At 64.0% G+C, this 15882-nt stretch carries 13 protein-coding genes; 3 read left to right on the top strand and 10 right to left on the bottom strand.

The window, feature by feature from the left end; translation table 11 throughout:
- From K3152_RS11575 to K3152_RS11565, 3 genes are read left to right on the top strand one after another with little or no spacing between them, the layout of a single operon-like run.
- Positions 1–957: a sterol desaturase family protein gene (locus tag K3152_RS11575; protein ID WP_221574246.1), complete on the top strand. Its 957-nt coding sequence runs from the start codon at positions 1–3 to the stop codon at positions 955–957.
- 27 nt (positions 958–984) lie between these two features.
- Positions 985–2571: a GMC family oxidoreductase gene (locus K3152_RS11570; protein WP_221574245.1), complete on the top strand. Its 1587-nt coding sequence runs from the start codon at positions 985–987 to the stop codon at positions 2569–2571.
- Positions 2525–2935, top strand: a complete 411-nt coding sequence (locus K3152_RS11565; protein WP_221574244.1) for a YkvA family protein — start codon at positions 2525–2527, stop codon at positions 2933–2935. The genes K3152_RS11570 and K3152_RS11565 overlap by 47 nt, the downstream gene beginning before the upstream one ends.
- Here the strand turns inward: K3152_RS11565 and K3152_RS11560 are convergent.
- From K3152_RS11560 to pheS, 10 genes are all read right to left on the bottom strand, one after another.
- The gene (locus K3152_RS11560; RefSeq protein WP_221574406.1) at positions 2932–3402 is read right to left on the bottom strand and encodes a GNAT family N-acetyltransferase; all 471 of its coding nucleotides are present in this window, start codon (positions 3400–3402) and stop codon (positions 2932–2934) included. The genes K3152_RS11565 and K3152_RS11560 overlap by 4 nt on opposite strands.
- A 125-nt stretch (positions 3403–3527) precedes the next feature.
- Positions 3528–6335: a TonB-dependent receptor plug domain-containing protein gene (locus K3152_RS11555; protein WP_221574243.1), complete on the bottom strand. Its 2808-nt coding sequence runs from the start codon at positions 6333–6335 to the stop codon at positions 3528–3530.
- A gap of 249 nt (positions 6336–6584) precedes the next feature.
- Positions 6585–7925 carry an ammonium transporter gene (locus tag K3152_RS11550; RefSeq protein WP_221574242.1) on the bottom strand — a complete coding sequence of 447 codons (1341 nt, stop codon included), beginning with the start codon at positions 7923–7925 and terminating at the stop codon, positions 6585–6587.
- Positions 7926–7942: 17 nt separating this feature from the next.
- The gene (locus tag K3152_RS11545) at positions 7943–8281 is read right to left on the bottom strand and encodes a P-II family nitrogen regulator (RefSeq protein ID WP_221574241.1); all 339 of its coding nucleotides are present in this window, start codon (positions 8279–8281) and stop codon (positions 7943–7945) included.
- A 143-nt stretch (positions 8282–8424) separates the two neighbouring features.
- The gene (locus K3152_RS11540; RefSeq protein ID WP_221574240.1) at positions 8425–9126 is read right to left on the bottom strand and encodes an endonuclease/exonuclease/phosphatase family protein; all 702 of its coding nucleotides are present in this window, start codon (positions 9124–9126) and stop codon (positions 8425–8427) included.
- Positions 9127–9168: 42 nt separating this feature from the next.
- Positions 9169–10038, bottom strand: a complete 870-nt coding sequence (locus K3152_RS11535; RefSeq protein WP_221574239.1) for an alpha/beta fold hydrolase — start codon at positions 10036–10038, stop codon at positions 9169–9171.
- A gap of 37 nt (positions 10039–10075) precedes the next feature.
- Positions 10076–11599, bottom strand: a complete 1524-nt coding sequence (locus tag K3152_RS11530) for a peptide chain release factor 3 (RefSeq protein ID WP_221574238.1) — start codon at positions 11597–11599, stop codon at positions 10076–10078.
- Between the two features lie 7 nt (positions 11600–11606).
- Positions 11607–12350 carry an SDR family NAD(P)-dependent oxidoreductase gene (locus tag K3152_RS11525; protein ID WP_221574237.1) on the bottom strand — a complete coding sequence of 248 codons (744 nt, stop codon included), beginning with the start codon at positions 12348–12350 and terminating at the stop codon, positions 11607–11609.
- Positions 12347–14737 carry a phenylalanine--tRNA ligase subunit beta gene (gene pheT / locus K3152_RS11520; protein ID WP_221574236.1) on the bottom strand — a complete coding sequence of 797 codons (2391 nt, stop codon included), beginning with the start codon at positions 14735–14737 and terminating at the stop codon, positions 12347–12349. Before pheT ends, K3152_RS11525 begins: the two co-directional genes overlap by 4 nt.
- Entirely contained in the window at positions 14734–15834 is a 1101-nt protein-coding gene (gene pheS, locus K3152_RS11515) for a phenylalanine--tRNA ligase subunit alpha (RefSeq protein ID WP_221574235.1), read from the bottom strand. The genes pheT and pheS overlap by 4 nt, the downstream gene beginning before the upstream one ends.
- Between the last annotated feature and the right edge of the window lie 48 nt (positions 15835–15882).

The raw sequence follows: 15882 nt of genomic DNA, 5'->3' as shown, positions 1-15882 counted from the left end.
ATGCCCGATTTCTCGCCCACCGAATATGCCGTGCCCGGTTTCGTCGCGCTCGTCCTCATCGAGATGGTGTGGGCGTGGCGCAAGAACCGCCATGCCTACGAGCCGAAGGACACGCTCACCAGCCTCGCTTTCGGCCTCGGCAGCACGGTTTCGGGCCTGCTGTTCGGCGGACTGTTCCTCGCGCTCTACCTGTTCGTGTGGGAATACCGCCTGTTCGACTTCGGCCCCGAATGGTGGGCCGTATGGTGGGCCTGGCCGCTGTGCTTCGTGCTCGACGACCTCAAATATTACTGGGTCCACCGCTTCGGGCACCGCGTGCGCTGGTTCTGGGCGAGCCATGTGAACCACCATTCGAGCCAGCACTACAACCTCTCGACCGCGCTCCGCCAGACATGGACCGGCTTCCTCACGCTGGGCTTCGCCTTCGCGCTGCCGCTGGTGCTGCTCGGCTTCCACCCGGTGATGATTGCCATCTGCGGCGGCTTCAACCTCATCTACCAGTTCTGGATTCACACCGAGGCCATCGACCGCATGCCGCGCTGGTTCGAGGCGGTGATGAACACGCCGAGCCACCACCGCGTCCACCATGCGACCAACCCGCGCTATCTCGACCGCAATTACGCGGGCGTCTTCATCGTCTGGGACAAGCTGTTCGGCACGTTCGAGCCGGAAACACGTGACGAGAAAATCCGCTATGGCATCGTCAAGCAATTGGGCAGCTTCAACCTCCTGTGGGCGGTCTTCCATGAATGGATCGGCATCGCGCAGGACATGTGGCGCAGCCCCTGGAAACACAAGCTGTCCTATCTCCTGCGCGAACCGGGCTGGACACATGACGGCAGCCGCCAGACCAGCGACCAGATTCGGGCTGCCTGGCTCGAACGGACATCGGGCACAGCGGTGGACAAAACGGTTGCGGATGAAAACCCGATTGCAGGCGAGGCCGAGCCTGCCTAACCTCTCGAATCGAGAGGAGTTTCATTGATGGACGAGTTCGACGTTATCGTCGTCGGCGGAGGCAGCGGCGGCAGCGCGGTTGCCGGACGGCTGGCTGATTCCGGCAAGAAAGTGTGCCTGCTCGAGGCCGGAGGGCGCAACAACGGCTTCCGCATCACCATGCCCGGCATGCTGGCCATCCCGAACAAGGCCGCCAACTACATGTACGAGACCGTACCGCAGAAGGGGCTCAACGGCCGCGTCGGCTACCAGCCGCGCGGCAAGGGCCTTGGCGGCTCCTCGGCCATCAACGCCATGGTCTACATCCGCGGCAACAAATGGGATTACGACAATTGGGCGGAACTTGGCTGCACCGGCTGGGCCTATGACGACGTGCTGCCCTACTTCAAGCGCGCCGAACACAATGTGCGCGGCGAAAGCCAGTATCACGGGCAGGACGGCCCGCTGTGGGTCAGCGACCAGAAATACGCCAACGAAGGCAGTATGGCTTTCGTCGAAGCGGCGCAGGAATTGCAGCTGCCGCTTAATGCTGATTTCAACGGTGAGAAACAGGCCGGTTTCGGACTATACCAGGTCACGCAGAAGGACGGCGAACGCTGGTCCGCCGCGCGTGCCTATGTCGAGCCCAAGCGCGGTTCGGAGAATCTCGACATTCGTATCGGCGTGACCGTCCAGCGGCTGGAAATCGCAGAGGGGCGGGTGACGGGGGTCACCTATTCGGTCGGCAAGCGCGAGCGCACGGTCAAGGCGCGCGGCGGCGTCGTGCTGTCGGCGGGTGCGTTCAATTCGCCGCAAATCCTCATGCTATCGGGCATCGGCCCGGCCGAGCACCTGAAGGAGCATGGCATCGATGTCGTGCTCGACAAGCCTGCCGTGGGTTCGGACCTGCAGGACCATATCGACTACGTATCGAGCTGGGAGACGGAGAGCGACCAGTTCATCGGCAGCACGCTGAAAGGCACGGTGCGCATGGCCAAGGCCATTATCGAGCATCGCCGCCACCGCAGCGGACCGATGACCACGCCCTATGCCGAGGCCGGCGGTTTCTGGACCGTCATGCCCGATGCGCCCGCGCCCGATATCCAGTGGCACTTCGTTCCTGCCATGCTCGAAGACCATGGCCGCACGACAGTCAGGGGCTACGGATTCTCGCTCCATGCCTGCGTACTGCGCCCCGAGAGCCGCGGCACGGTGCGCCTCGCCAGCCGCAAGGCGGAAGACGCGCCGCTCATCGACCCCAACTTCCTCGATGACGAGCGCGATATCGCCACCTTGCGCGAAGGGGTGCGCCTGTCGCACCGCATCGCCGAGGCGCCTGCGCTGCAGGCCTATGGCCCGCAGGACCGCTATCCCATCGACCTGCAGGACAACGACCAGCTCGACGCACTCATCCGCAGCCGCGCGGACACGGTCTACCACCCGGTGGGCACGTGCCGCATGGGCGCGGGCGAGGACGATGTGGTCGACCCCACGCTCAAGGTGCGAGGGATCGAGGGGCTCTGGGTGGCCGATGCCAGCATCATGCCGCGCCTCGTCTCGGGCAACACCAACGCGCCCTCGATCATGATTGGCGAGCGCTGCGCCGATTTCGTCAAGGAAGCGCTCGCTGGGTAGGCTTGCCGACTGGGCGAAGACGCTCAAACGTGATGTGCTGGCCTTGTGGCTGGCTGCCCGCGATGCACGGACGCCGCTTGTGGCCAAGCTCTTGGCAGGCGCGGTGGCGGCCTATGCGCTCAGCCCGATCGATCTCATCCCGGACTTCATCCCGGTGCTGGGCCTGCTTGACGATTTACTCATCGTGCCCCTCGGTATCTGGCTGGTACTGAAACTGATCCCGGCAGCGCTCATGGCTGAATTCCGCGAGCGCGCGGCGCGGCTGGCCGAGCGGCCCAACTCGATGGTCGGGCTCCTGTTCGTGGTCGCCATCTGGCTGGCAATGGCCGCGCTCTTGGGACTGTTCCTGATCCGCGAGGCCTAAAGGGTCTTCGCCATCGTCGCGAGCGGGACCGGGACCGCGCCATTGGTGTCTTCCCATTCGCTCTCGACGGCATAGCCGCAGCGTTCGTAGAACGGTTTCCCTGCCATCGTGGCGGCCATTTCGATGGCCGTGAAGCCGTCGGCCTTCGCGGCTTCCTCCGCTGTGTCGAGGATGAGCCGCCCCACGCCCTTCTTCACATGGTCCGGATGAGTGTACATCGCCCTTATCCGTGCCCGCTCGGTTGCGGGATCGAGCAGGCGCGCATCGCGGCCCGCCGAGTGGTTTCCGCCGTAAAGCGTAGCGCGGCGCGACCAGCCACCGCAGCCTGCCAGCGCGCCATCGTCCTCGACACAGAAATATGTCCCGTCCTCGATGAGTTGGCCATCGAGACCCATGCCCGCCTTCGATGCCTCGACTTGCTCCGGGGTGAGATAGCCTTTCTGGAGTTCCTCGATAGCGAGCACCATGAGTTCGGAAATCGCTTCCTCATCCTCGCGCGTGGCCGTCCGGATTGTGAGCAATTCACCTCTCCCCAAAACAAGAGGGGCGACCAATCCGGCCGCCCCTCCCGATTACAACTTGCGTGCTTCGCTTACCACTGGAAGCGGGCGCGCAGGTAGTAGTTGCCGCCGTTGAAGCCGAAGGGCGAACGCTCGCCATACTTCGCGCCGACGATGCCCGAATAGGGGTTCAGCTCGGGATAGTTGTCGAGCACGTTCTGTGCACCGACAGCCAGTTCGAGCCCGTCGAGGACTTCATAGGCCGCTTCGACGTCGAAGGTCAGCTCCGCACCAGCATCAATCGGCAGCGTGCTGTCTTCGAGGTGTGCCTCGTAATAGCTGCCGAAGTAGTTGGCGCGCAGCAGGCCGCGGAAGCGGCCCTGTTCGTGCGTCAGGTTGAGGAAGCCCTTCCACTGCGGCAGCCCTTCTTCCAGCTGGCGCTGGCGGGTTGCCGAGATGGTCGAACCGGCATCGGTGACCTTGGTATCGGTCCAGTTGATCGCCAGCGTTGCCCGGGTCGTGCCGCTTTCGAACGGATAGAGCCGCGCATTCGCCACGAAGTCGAGACCCTGCGTGCGGGTGTCGAAGTCGTTGTTGAAGTAGCTGAACGATACGAGGTCCTCGAACCCGGTGAAGTCGCCGCGGTTGAGCGAGCCTGCCGCATCGAGCTGGGTCAGCAGCTCGGCCGGCGACGGCAGCGTTTCATCCGGGTCGTTGTAGTTCGCCGGACAGCCGGTTGCCACGCCGTCGACATCGGCGAGGTAGCAGAGCGCTGCGGGGAAGCTGATGGCCGACGAGCGCGAGATACGGTCGCGCAGCTTGATGTTGAAATAGTCGAGCGTGACGGTGAAATCACCGAAATCGCCCGCCACGCCAAGCGTGAAGCTGTCGGACTTTTCCGAGCCCAGCGTCGGACGCACGCCGCCGGCACCGGTGCTGCCATCACCCAGCAGGATGACATCATTGCCCGCGACATAGTCGGACACGATGAGGCCCGCCGCGCTGTTGAGCGGGAAGGTGCCTTCATCCTGCAGCTCGCCATTGGAGAACTGCGTGGTGATGTTGATGACGTTCGCCTGTCCGGCGGTCGGCACGCGGAAGCCGGTCGAATAGGTGCCGCGAAGGCGCCACGCATCGGTCAGCTTGTAAAGCGCACCCAGCTTCCAGGTCACCGTGTCGCCGAAGCTCTTGGTGTCCTCGTAGCGGACCGCACCCTGCAGGGTCAGCGCGTCGACGAGGTCGGCTTCGATATCGATATAGGCCGCCTTGTTGTCTTCCTTGCTCGAGCCTGCGGCATTGGTCGCAAAGCCCGGGAAGCCGTTGGAGCTGGTCGAGAAACCCTGCCCGGTCGGATAGGCCGCGCTCGGCTGGGCGAGCGGGCCCAGCGCGAAGGAAGCCGGATCACCAGCGGTGATGGTGAACTCCTCGTCGCGATATTCCGCGCCCGAGGCGATATAGATGCTGCCGCCACCGACAGGGATTTCATAACCCAGGTCGAGGTTGACGACATTCTCGGTCTGCGCATAACCGCCGGGGTTGAACTCGGTCGGCGTGTTGGGGCCGAGCGAGGCGTTCACCGTGTTGCGGATGCTGAACGAGGTCTTGTTCCGGCCGTGGCGATAGCTGAGGTCGAAATCGAGCCCGCCGAACAGCTGGCCGCGGATGCCGGCTGCTGCCGAATAATCCTCGACATCGCCGCCGAAGCGCGGGGTGAAACCGCCCGGGAACAGTTCGACGAAGCTGAAGCAGTTCGCGTCGGCGCTGACCTGGGCGAGGATGGTGGGATCGGGAATCAGGCCACCATTCGTAAGCGGGATACCCGCCGGGCAGTCGCCCGCGGTGTCGATAGAAAGGTCGCCGACGAGAACCGAGGGCACACCGCCATCGGCTGCAGCGAGCGGCTGTCCGGTTGCCGGATCAACGGTCGGTCCTTCATAAACACCGCCGCGGTTGGTCGGGTTGCGAAAGAAGAAGCCACCATCGACATTGCGCTCGGCATAGTTGCCGAAGGCGTAGAAGCTGATTTCCGGCGTGAAGTCGACGCCCATGTTGGCATAGAACTTCATGTCGTCATTGACGTTGGGCTGCCCCCAGATCTGCGCCGGATCGGCGACATCGGTGTTGCCGGCCGCAATCAGCGCTGCAGCGTCATCGCGCTGGACCGAGCGGACGGTCGCATCCTGCTCGCCATATTCGCCCGACAGGTTGAGGAAACCCGTGCTGCCGAGGCCAATACCGACATTGCCGGCAATCGAATATTTGTCGCCGTCACCCTCGTAGGTCTGGCCCCATTGTGCAGAAACCGTCCCGCCGTCAGGCGCGTCCTTGAGGATGAAGTTGAGCACGCCCGCGATGGCGTCCGAACCATATTGCGAGGATGCACCGTCGCGCAGCACTTCCAGCTGCTTGATGGCGATCGAAGGGATGACCGAGATGTCGGGCCCCTGCGAACCGTCCGAAATACCGCCGCCGAGGAAGGCGATGACCGCGGCGCGGTGCATGCGCTTGCCGTTGACCAGCACCAGCGTGTTGTCGGGCGAAAGGCCGCGCAGGTTGGCCGGGCGGACCAGCGTCGCAGCGTCCGAAATCGGCTGGGTGCCGACGTTGAACGAGGGGACCGAGACGCGCAGCACATTGCCGATGTCGGCGTCTGCGGTGTTGTTGAGTTCGGCCGAGCCGACCACGTCGACCGGGGCCACCGTGTCTGCTGCCGAACGGTCGCTCTGGCGCGTACCGGTGACGATGATGGCCGGCGCGTCGGCCTCGGCAACCGCTTCGGCATCGGTCTCGATCCGGGTTTCGGTGTCCTGCGCATAGGCGGGCGATGCGATCGCCAGTCCGGCGACGCTCGACAAGAAAGCCGGGCGCACGAGTGTTTTCAACGTGTTGGCACGAAGCATGTGGTTCCTCCCTGATGCTCTCGCCACATCTGTTAATGTGACAGAAGGGTTTCATGCGCCCGTCGCGAAACAAATGCAACGCCGGCTATTCACAGGCTGCCGTATAGTTGCTTCAGCTGAGCATGAAAAAGGGGCCGGAACTTCTTCAAAAGTCCCGGCCCTTACAAAGGCTTTGTTCGCAGGAGGAACAAGGTTGGGCGGGGCCACTCCTCGAGAGGAGAGAGAAAAGGGGCGGCCCCGCCGAACTGGTTAGTTGTAGGCGCGCTCCCCGTGTTCGGAGATGTCGAGCCCGTCGACTTCGGCTTCCTCGGTAACCCGGAGGCCGATTGTCAGCTTGACGAGATATCCGGCGATGAGGGTGCCAACGGTTGCCCAGACAATCGTCACGACAACGCTGAAGACCTGGATACCCAGCTGGGTACCGAGTGCGGTCGAGCCATCGCCCGGGCCGCCGATCCATGGCTGGTAGACAACCGCCGTACCGATAGCGCCGACGATGCCGCCGATGCCGTGGATGCCGAAAGCATCGAGGCTGTCGTCATAGCCGAACTTGGCCTTCACCTTGGCGACGAAGAAGTAGCAGACCGCTGCCGAGAGGATACCGAGCAGGATGGCGCCGAAGGGCCCCGAATTGCCTGCTGCCGGAGTGACGGCAACGAGACCGGCAATGACGCCCGAACAGAAGCCGAGTGCCGAACCCTTGTGGCCCGCCAGCTTCTCGATGACCATCCAGGCCAGCGCACCTGCTGCCGTGGCAACGAAGGTGTTGATCATGGCAAGGCCAGCCGAGCCGTCGGCTTCGAGTGCCGAACCGGCGTTGAAGCCGAACCAGCCCACCCACAGCAGGCCCGTGCCGACCATGGTCAGCGTCATCGAGTGCGGCATCATCGGCTCCTGCGGCCAGCCGCGGCGCTTGCCGAGGAGGTAGGCAAGGACGAGGCCCGAGACACCGGCGTTGATGTGCACCACGGTGCCGCCGGCAAAGTCGAGCGCGCCGTCTTCGAACAGCAGGCCGCCGCCAGCCCAGACCATGTGGGCAATCGGGAAGTAGACGATGGTCAGCCAGATCGGCACAAAGGCCATCACTGCGCTGAACTTCATGCGCTCTGCCGTCGCACCCAGGATCAGGGCGGCGGTAATCGCGGCGAAGGTCATCTGGAAGCTGATGAACACATATTTGGAGATGACTTCATCGGTGAAAGTGGCGGCCGTGCTGCTCGCATCGGTGCCGGCGAGGAAATAGCTGCCCCCGCTGATGAAGAGGCCGAGCGTGCCTTCGTAAGTGGTGTCGCCGAAGGCGAGACTGTAGCCCCACATCACCCAGATGATCATTGCGAGCGCCGCAGTGGCGCCGATTTGGGTCATGGTGGAGAGCATGTTCTTCGAGCGGGTCAGGCCGCCGTAGAACAGCGTCAGGCCCGGGATGATCATCAGCAGCACGAGGATCGTGGCGGTCATCATCCAGGCATTGTTGCCGGGGTTGGGTACGGCCGCGGCAGCTTCGGCTGCCTCCTGCGCATGCGCGGCAGTGGCGGTGAAAAGCGCGGTACCGGCGATAGCGGCGGCGCGCATGAGATTACGCATGGTCATGGTGTCCCTCCAGGATGTCACAGCGCGGTGTCGCCGGTTTCGCCGGTGCGAATGCGGGTGGCGCTGGCGAGGTCGAAGACGAAGATCTTCCCGTCGCCGATCGCTTCGGTGCTGGCGGCTTGCTGGATGGTTTCGACCACCTGCGGCGCGAGATCGTCGCCAACCGCGATTTCGAGCTTCACCTTGGGCAGCATATTGGTCGAATATTCGGCCCCGCGGTAAATTTCCGTCTGTCCCTTCTGACGGCCGAAGCCCTTGACTTCGGTAACGGTCATCCCGGCCACTCCGATTGCCCCGAGTGCTTCGCGCACCTCGTCGAGCTTGAATGGCTTGATGACGGCGATGATGAATTTCACAGCCACACCCCTTCGTGTTGCGCACCGACCCAAGCGCCGGCTTTCGCACATGCAGCAAGGGGTGTGCCAAACTAGCAAATGGGCGATTTCGGGGGTTTGGGAGAGCAAAAGCCGCGAATGATGCTCGATTTTTAGGCTGTCGCTTATTTTTTAATCAGCTCGAGTGTCGCCACGACGGGCAGGTGGTCTGAAGCGACCGCCGCGAGGCCGGTATGGTGGACCTTGGCGTCGACGCAGCCCCAGTGCTTGCTCGCCACGATCCGGTCGAGCGTGGCGACCGGCTGGCGCGAGGGGTAGCTCTTGCCCGGGGTCACGACCATCCAGCGGTCCGAGAATTCGCGCATGGCCCCGGTCGCACGGCCCCACTGGTTGAAATCGCCCATGATGACGGTCGGCAGATTGCGCGTGCAGTCCTCGACAAAGCCCACCAGCGAGCGGATCTGGTCGCGCCGCCTCAGGCCCGACAAATCGAGATGCGTGCCGATGACGCGCATGCGATGGCCTTCCACGGTGATTTCCCCGCAAGCCGCTCCGCGCGGTTCGAGCGTCGGCAGGTCGAGCGGTTCGCCTTCATGGACTTCGATATTCCGGCGCACCAGCAAGGCATTGCCATGCCATCCGATGGAGCGCGGGCGCTTGGCGACCTCGATCAGCCGCCAGTGCGTATCGTCGATTTCAGCGCGGGGAATACAGGTCTCGCGCGCACCGATGCGGCGGTCGGCCTCCTGCAGGGCGATGATGTCGGCGTCGATCTCGTGGATGACAGACAGTATGCGTTCGGGGTCGCGCTTGCGATCCAGACCGACGGCCTTGTGGATGTTGTAGCTGGCGAAAGTCAGGCGCACATCATCACCAATGGACAGCCTGCGCGCTTGTGCCGGATGTCCCTAGAGAAAGTCGCGAATGGTCTTCATGAAACGGTCGAACTGGTCGTGGTGGAGCCAGTGACCGGCGTTCTCGAACTCGATGACTTCGGCATTGGAGAAGTGATCCAGCCGGCCATCGCCCTCGGGGTTCGAAGCCCAACTGTCGGCGCCATATAGGAGCAGCGTCGGTGCGGTGATCGCGGCCCAGGTCTGGTGGAGGAACTGGTCGGCGATATCCTCGATGTGCCAGACGTTGAGATGCGGATCGAACTTCCAGCTATAGGTGCCATCCTCGTTGCGGTTCACCCCGTGTATGGTCAGATGGCGCGCCTGTTCCTCGGTGAGGTAGCTGTTCTCCTCGATCATGCGGGCGAAGGCGGCCTCGATGCTTTCATACTTACGCGGAGTGCGGCCAGAGGCCGAGCGCTTCTTGCCGATCCATTCGGCCATACGCTCGGGATAGCTCTTCTCGCGCATCTCCGCCTGCCGCTTGGGGCTGGGGCCGAGGCCTTCGATGGCGACGATCTTGCTGACCATCTCGGGGAAGGTCCCGGCGTAACGCAGCGAGACATTGCCGCCCATCGAATGGGAGACGATGGTAACGGGTCCGACGCCGAGCTGGTGGACGAGCTGCGCGAGGTCGTAGACCATGTCGTTGACCTGGTAATTGCCGTCCGAAACCCAGTCACTGTCGCCATGACCGCGGTGGTCCATCGCCACCACGTGCCAGTCCTCGCGCAGTTCTTCCGCCACCCAGTCCCAGCTTCGCGCATGGTCACGGCCACCATGGACCAGCACCAAAGGCGGCTTTCCGCGATTGCCCCAGTCGAGGTAGTTGAGGCGCAAGCGTTGCGATATGAAGGTCTGGGAAGTGGGGCCGGTGAGCGTCATGGGCGCGCTTTGCATCGGCTCCACAATTGATTCAACCTCAGCGTTCCTTCGTCGCCGAGAAGGTGAGGTCGGGATTCTTCTCTTCCTGGTAATTCACGTCCCACGGGCTCTTGGCCATGAAGACGAGATCGCCGTCGCGATCCTTGGCAAGGTTTGAGAGATTGAACTTCTCGAACTCGGCCATCGCCTTTTCATCGCCCTTGATCCAGCGCGCGGTGGCGAAGGGGGAGGCCTCGAGTTTGGCCTCGACCTTGTATTCGGCCGAGAGCCGAGAGATCAGCACGTCGAGCTGCAGCTGGCCGACCACGCCGATGATCCACTGGCCGCCGATCTCGGGATAGAAGACCTGAATGACGCCCTCTTCCGAGAGATCGTCCAGAGCTTTCCGCAGCTGCTTGGTCTTGGTCGGATCGACCAGCGCGACGCGGCGCAGGATTTCGGGGGCGAAGTTCGGCAGGCCGGTGAAGCGAACCTGGTTCTTCTCGCTCAATGTATCGCCGACACGCAAGGTGCCGTGGTTGGGAATGCCGATGATATCGCCCGGCTCGGCGGTGTCGGCGACTTCGCGGTCCTGTGCGAAGAAGAGGATCGGCGAGTGGATCGCGACCGGCTTGCCGAGGCCTGAAGGCGTCAGCTTCATGCCGCGTTTGAAGGTGCCCGACACCTGCCGCATGAACGCGATGCGGTCCCGGTGATTGGGATCCATGTTGGCCTGCACCTTGAAGATGAAGCCGGTGACCTCGTCACGATCGGGCGAAATCTGTTCCTCGCCGGCGGGCTGCGGGCGCGGCGGCGGGGCATGTTTTGCAATGGCCTCGATCAACTCGGTGACACCGAAGTTCTTGAGGGCCGATCCGAAATAGACCGGGGTCAGGTCTCCATTGCGATAAGCCTCGAGATCGAACTCAGGATAGCCGATCTGCGCCAGTTCGACATTCTCGGCGATGTCATCCGGCAAGTCGAAATCGGCGACGCGCTTGCCCTTGAATTCCTTCGAGGGGCCTTCGGGCACAACGACTTCGCCGCTCTCGAAATCGAGAATACCCTGGAATTCACCGCCCATCCCGACCGGATACATCTGCGGGCTGACATCCAAAGCCAGCATGTCGGCAATCTCGTCGAGCAGTTCGAACACCGGACGGCCCTCGCGGTCGACCTTGTTGACGAAGGTGATGATCGGCACGCTGCGCAAGCGGCAGACCTCAAACAGCTTGCGCGTTTGCGGCTCGATACCCTTGGCCGCGTCGATCACCATGATGGCGCTGTCGACTGCGGTGAGCGTGCGATAAGTGTCTTCGGAGAAGTCCTCATGCCCCGGCGTGTCGAGCAGGTTGAAGGTGATCCCGTCCCGCTCGAAGGTCATGACCGAGCTGGTCACCGAGATTCCGCGCTGCTGCTCGATCTTCATCCAGTCGGAGCGTGCGCGGCGCGCAGCCCCGCGCGCCTTGACCTCGCCCGCGAGATGGATAGCGCCGCCGGTCAGCAGCAGCTTTTCGGTCAGCGTGGTCTTACCCGCGTCAGGGTGCGAGATGATCGCGAATGTACGGCGGTCTGAAGTCATGGTTCTCTTAGGAGCGCGCGACGCGGAAGCCGGCGAAGTCCTGGCTCACCGGCATCAGCTCGATGCGGTTGATGTTGAGATGCGGGGGCAGTTCGGCGATCCACATAATCGTGTCGGCGATGTCCTGCCCGGTCATCGGGTCGGCACCGCGATAGAGGTCGTCCGACGCCTGCTGGCTGCCGGTGCGCACGACGGTGAATTCGGTCTCGACCATGCCCGGCTCGATGCTGGTCACGCGCACGCCGGTGCCGTGGAGGTCCGCGCGCAGGGCGAGCGTGAAGTGGTTCGCGAAGGCCTTCGAACCGGCATAGACATTGCCGCCCGGATAGACATAGCTGCCCGCCACCGAGCCGATCGCGATGATCGCGCCTTTGCGCGCGATGAGCACGGGCAGCAACTTGCGGGTGAGCACCACCATGGCCGACACATTGGTGTCGATCATGGTCTGCCAGTCGTCGAGATTGGCTTCCTGCGCGGGCGCGAGGCCCTGCGCGAGCCCTGCATTGTTCACCAGCAGGTCGATGCCCGCGAAGTCTTCCGGCAAGGCAGCTATTGCCGCATCCATCGCCTCGGTATCGCGCACGTCGAAACAGGCGGGATGGACCTTGTCCGCACCAAGTTCCTCGACCAGCGCATCGAGCCGTTCCTGGCGCCGCCCGGTGGCCACGCAGCGCCAGCCGCTCGCGACCAGCGTGCGGACGGTGGCCTCACCAATGCCTGCGGTGGCTCCGGTGACGAAGGCGGTCTTCATCCGCGAAGCTCCGCGCCCTGCTTGGCGGCGTTCTTCACGATGTTGTCGGAAATCGCCTTGATCTCTTCATCGGTAAAGCTCTTTTCGCCAGGCTGGAGCACGACTTCGACTGCGACCGACTTCTTGCCTTCGGGCACGCCCTGTCCGGCGAAGACGTCGAAGACGCGCGCGTCGACGATGGCCTTCTTGTCCGAACCGCGCACGGCCTTCACGAGGTCGCCAGCCGCAAGGTCGGCGGGGACGAGGAAGGCGAAGTCGCGGGTGATCGCCTGCAATGCGGGCGGCGAATAGGCCGAGCGGGCAAAGCCGCCGCCCTTCTTGGCGGGGATCGCGTCGAGGAAGATCTCGACCGCCATCACCGGCCCGTCGATGTCGAAAGCCTTGAGCGTATTCGGGTGGATCGCTCCGAAGCGGGCGAGCACGTTCTTGGGGCCTAGGCGCAGCGTGGCCGACTGGCCGGGGTGAAACTGGTCGCCAGCCTCGCCCATCACCATCAGGTTTGCGACCGGCGCACCGGCGGCTTCGAGCAGCGCCATGGCTTCGGCCTTGGCATCATAGGCGTCGAATTTCGCCGCCTTTCCGCTGGCCCAGCCGCGCGGGGTCTTCTCGCCCGATAGCACCACGCCCAGCGTCGGCTTCTCGTCGCTCGCGCCGTCTTTACCGCGGAAGTAGCGGCGGCCGATTTCGAACAGGCGCGCACCGTCGGCACCGCGGTCGGCATTGCGCTTTGCAGCCGAGAGCAGGCCGGGGATGAGCGAGGGACGCATCGCCTTCATGTCCTCGCTGATCGGGTTGTCGAGCACCCACAGCTCCGCGCCATCGGCGAAATGTTCCGCCTCGGCGGTCGGCAGGAAGGACCAGGTAATCGCCTCGTTCAGACCGCGAGCAGCCGCAGCACGGCGCAGCTTCCGCTCGACCTGTTGGAGCGGCGTGGCGGTCGGCAGCGCCACGCCGGGACGGCGCGGCAGCGGGGTGCTCTCGACATTGTCGATGCCGTGGATGCGAACCACTTCCTCGACGAGGTCGGCCGGGCCTTCGATGTCGTGGCGGCGCGGCGGGCAGGTTACCGTCCAGTCGTCGCCGACCGTGAAGTCGAGCGAGGTCAGGATGGCGCGCTGCTCGTCCTGCGAAACCGCGATGCCGCCAAGACGCTCGGTCAGCTCGGGGTCGAACTTCACGGTCTTTGCTTCGGTCGGCGGGGTGCCTGCCCGCACCACCTCGGTCGGCGTGCCGCCGCAGGTCTTCACGATGAGGTCGGTCAGCAGCGCGAGGCCATCGTCGAGGAAAGCCGGATCGACGCCGCGCTCGAAACGCGTGCGCGCATCCGAGGCGAGGCCGAGCTTGCGGCCCGTCACGCCGATGCGCTCGGGATCGAAATAGGCGATCTCGAGGAGGACATCGGTCGTGCTTGTCGTCGCGCCCGAATGTTCGCCGCCCATGATGCCGGCAATATCGTGCACGCCATTGTCGTCGGCGATCACGGTCATGGTGTCGTCGAGCGTGTAGGTTTTCTCGTTGAGCGCTTCGACCGTCTCGCCGTCCTTTGCGCGGCGAGCGACGACTGCGCCCGACAGCTTGGCGAGATCATAGACGTGTGCCGGACGCCCGAAGGCAAGCATGAGGTAGTTGGTCGCATCGACCAGTGCCGAGATAGGGCGCTGGCCCGCCGCGATGAGGCGGCGCTGCATCCATTCGGGCGAAGGCTTGGTATTGTCGACCCCGCGAATGACGCGGCCGTAGAAGGCCGGGCAGCCTTCCGGATCGTCGGTGCGGATTTCGACCGGGCACTCACCCGACGCCACGATTTCCGAGGCTTCGACCGGCTTGAACGTGCCGAGGCCGGCAGCGGCAAGATCACGCGCTATGCCCTGCACGCCCATGCAATCGGGGCGGTTCGGCGTGATCGCCACATCGAATACAGGCGAGGCATCGTGATATTCGGCGAAGGTCTGGCCAACCGGCGCGTCCTCGGGCAGCTCGATAATGCCATCGTGCTCTTCGCCGAGTTCGAGCTCGCGCACCGAGCACATCATGCCGTTCGATTCCACGCCGCGGATGGCGCTCTTGCGCAGTTCCATGCCGTTGGCCGGGACCACCGCGCCGGGAAGGCCCAGCACGCCTTTCATACCCGCACGCGCATTGGGCGCGCCGCAAACGACCTGCAGCGGGTCGCCCTCGCCGGTATCGACAGTGAGGACCTGCAGCTTGTCGGCATCGGGATGCTTGGCGGCAGTCAGCACCTTGGCGACGCGGAAGCCGGAAAGCTTCTCCGCCGGGTCCTCGATGCCTTCGACCTCATGGCCGATGCGATTGAGCGCAGCCGCGATGTCCGCCGCGCTTGCGTCGGTTTCAAGGAAGTACTTCAGCCATTCGAGCGAGAACTTCATGCGCCTGCTCCCACGCCTGCGGAGAGGGTCGGCTGGTCGAAGGGCGAGAAGCCGTAGTGGTCCAGCCAGCGCTGGTCGCCGTCGAAGAAGGCGCGCAAATCATCCATCCCGTATTTGAGCATGGCGAGGCGGTCGACGCCCACGCCGAATGCGAAACCCTGCCATTCGTCCGGATCGAGCCCGGCGAATTCAATTACGCGGCGATTGACCATGCCGCTGCCGAGAAGTTCCATCCAGCCATGGCCCGGCGCATCGCCGTCACCGCCGAGCACGCGGCGACCACCGACGTCCTTCCAGCCCACATCGACCTCGACCGAAGGTTCGGTGAAGGGGAAGTAGGAGGGGCGCAGGCGCAGCACGATATCGTCGCGCTCGAAGAAAGCCTTGAGAAAGGTCTCTAGCGTCCACTTGAGGTGGCCGAGGTTGATATCCTTGTCGATGACGAGGCCTTCGACCTGGTGGAACATCGGCGTGTGCGTGGCGTCGCTGTCCGAGCGGTAGACGCGGCCCGGCGCGATGATGCGGATCGGCGCACCCTGCTTCATCATGCTGCGGATCTGCACCGGCGAAGTATGCGTGCGCAGAAGCATGCGGTTGCCGTCGGCATCGCGGTCGGGGAAGTAGAAGGTGTCGTGCATGGCGCGCGCGGGGTGCGTTTCGGCCATGTTGAGCGCGGTGAAATTGTGCCAGTCGTCCTCGATCTCGGGTCCGGTGGCGACCGAGAAGCCGAGGTCGGCAAAGATTTCGGCCAGCTCGTCCATCACCTGGCTCACCGGGTGCACGCTGCCCTTGGGCGCTTCCGGCGCAGGCAGGGTGAGGTCGAGCCGTTCGGTGGCGAGCTTGCGCTCCAGTTCCTCGGCCTCGAAAGCCTCTTTCCGCGCAGTAATCGCGTCGGCGACCGCCGTACGCGCGCCCTGGATTTTCGGGGCCTGTTCCTGCCGCTCTTCGGGCGTCATCTTGCCCAGCGTCTTCATCAGCGCAGAGATGCTGCCCTGCTTGCCGAGGAATTCGATACGCAGCGCCTCAAGCGCCTCGGCGTCGTCCGCCGCTTCGATGCGGGCCAGCGCATCGGATTGCAATTGTGCCAGATCGGTCATGCTACTCTCGACAGGGATTCGTCTTCGCGGCTGCCTCTAGCGGCAAGC

Origin of the sequence: Qipengyuania polymorpha (assembly GCF_019711435.1) — a bacterium.
Taxonomy (GTDB): Bacteria; Pseudomonadota; Alphaproteobacteria; order Sphingomonadales; family Sphingomonadaceae; genus Qipengyuania; species Qipengyuania polymorpha.
This window is presented reverse-complemented; position numbering and strand designations above follow the sequence as displayed.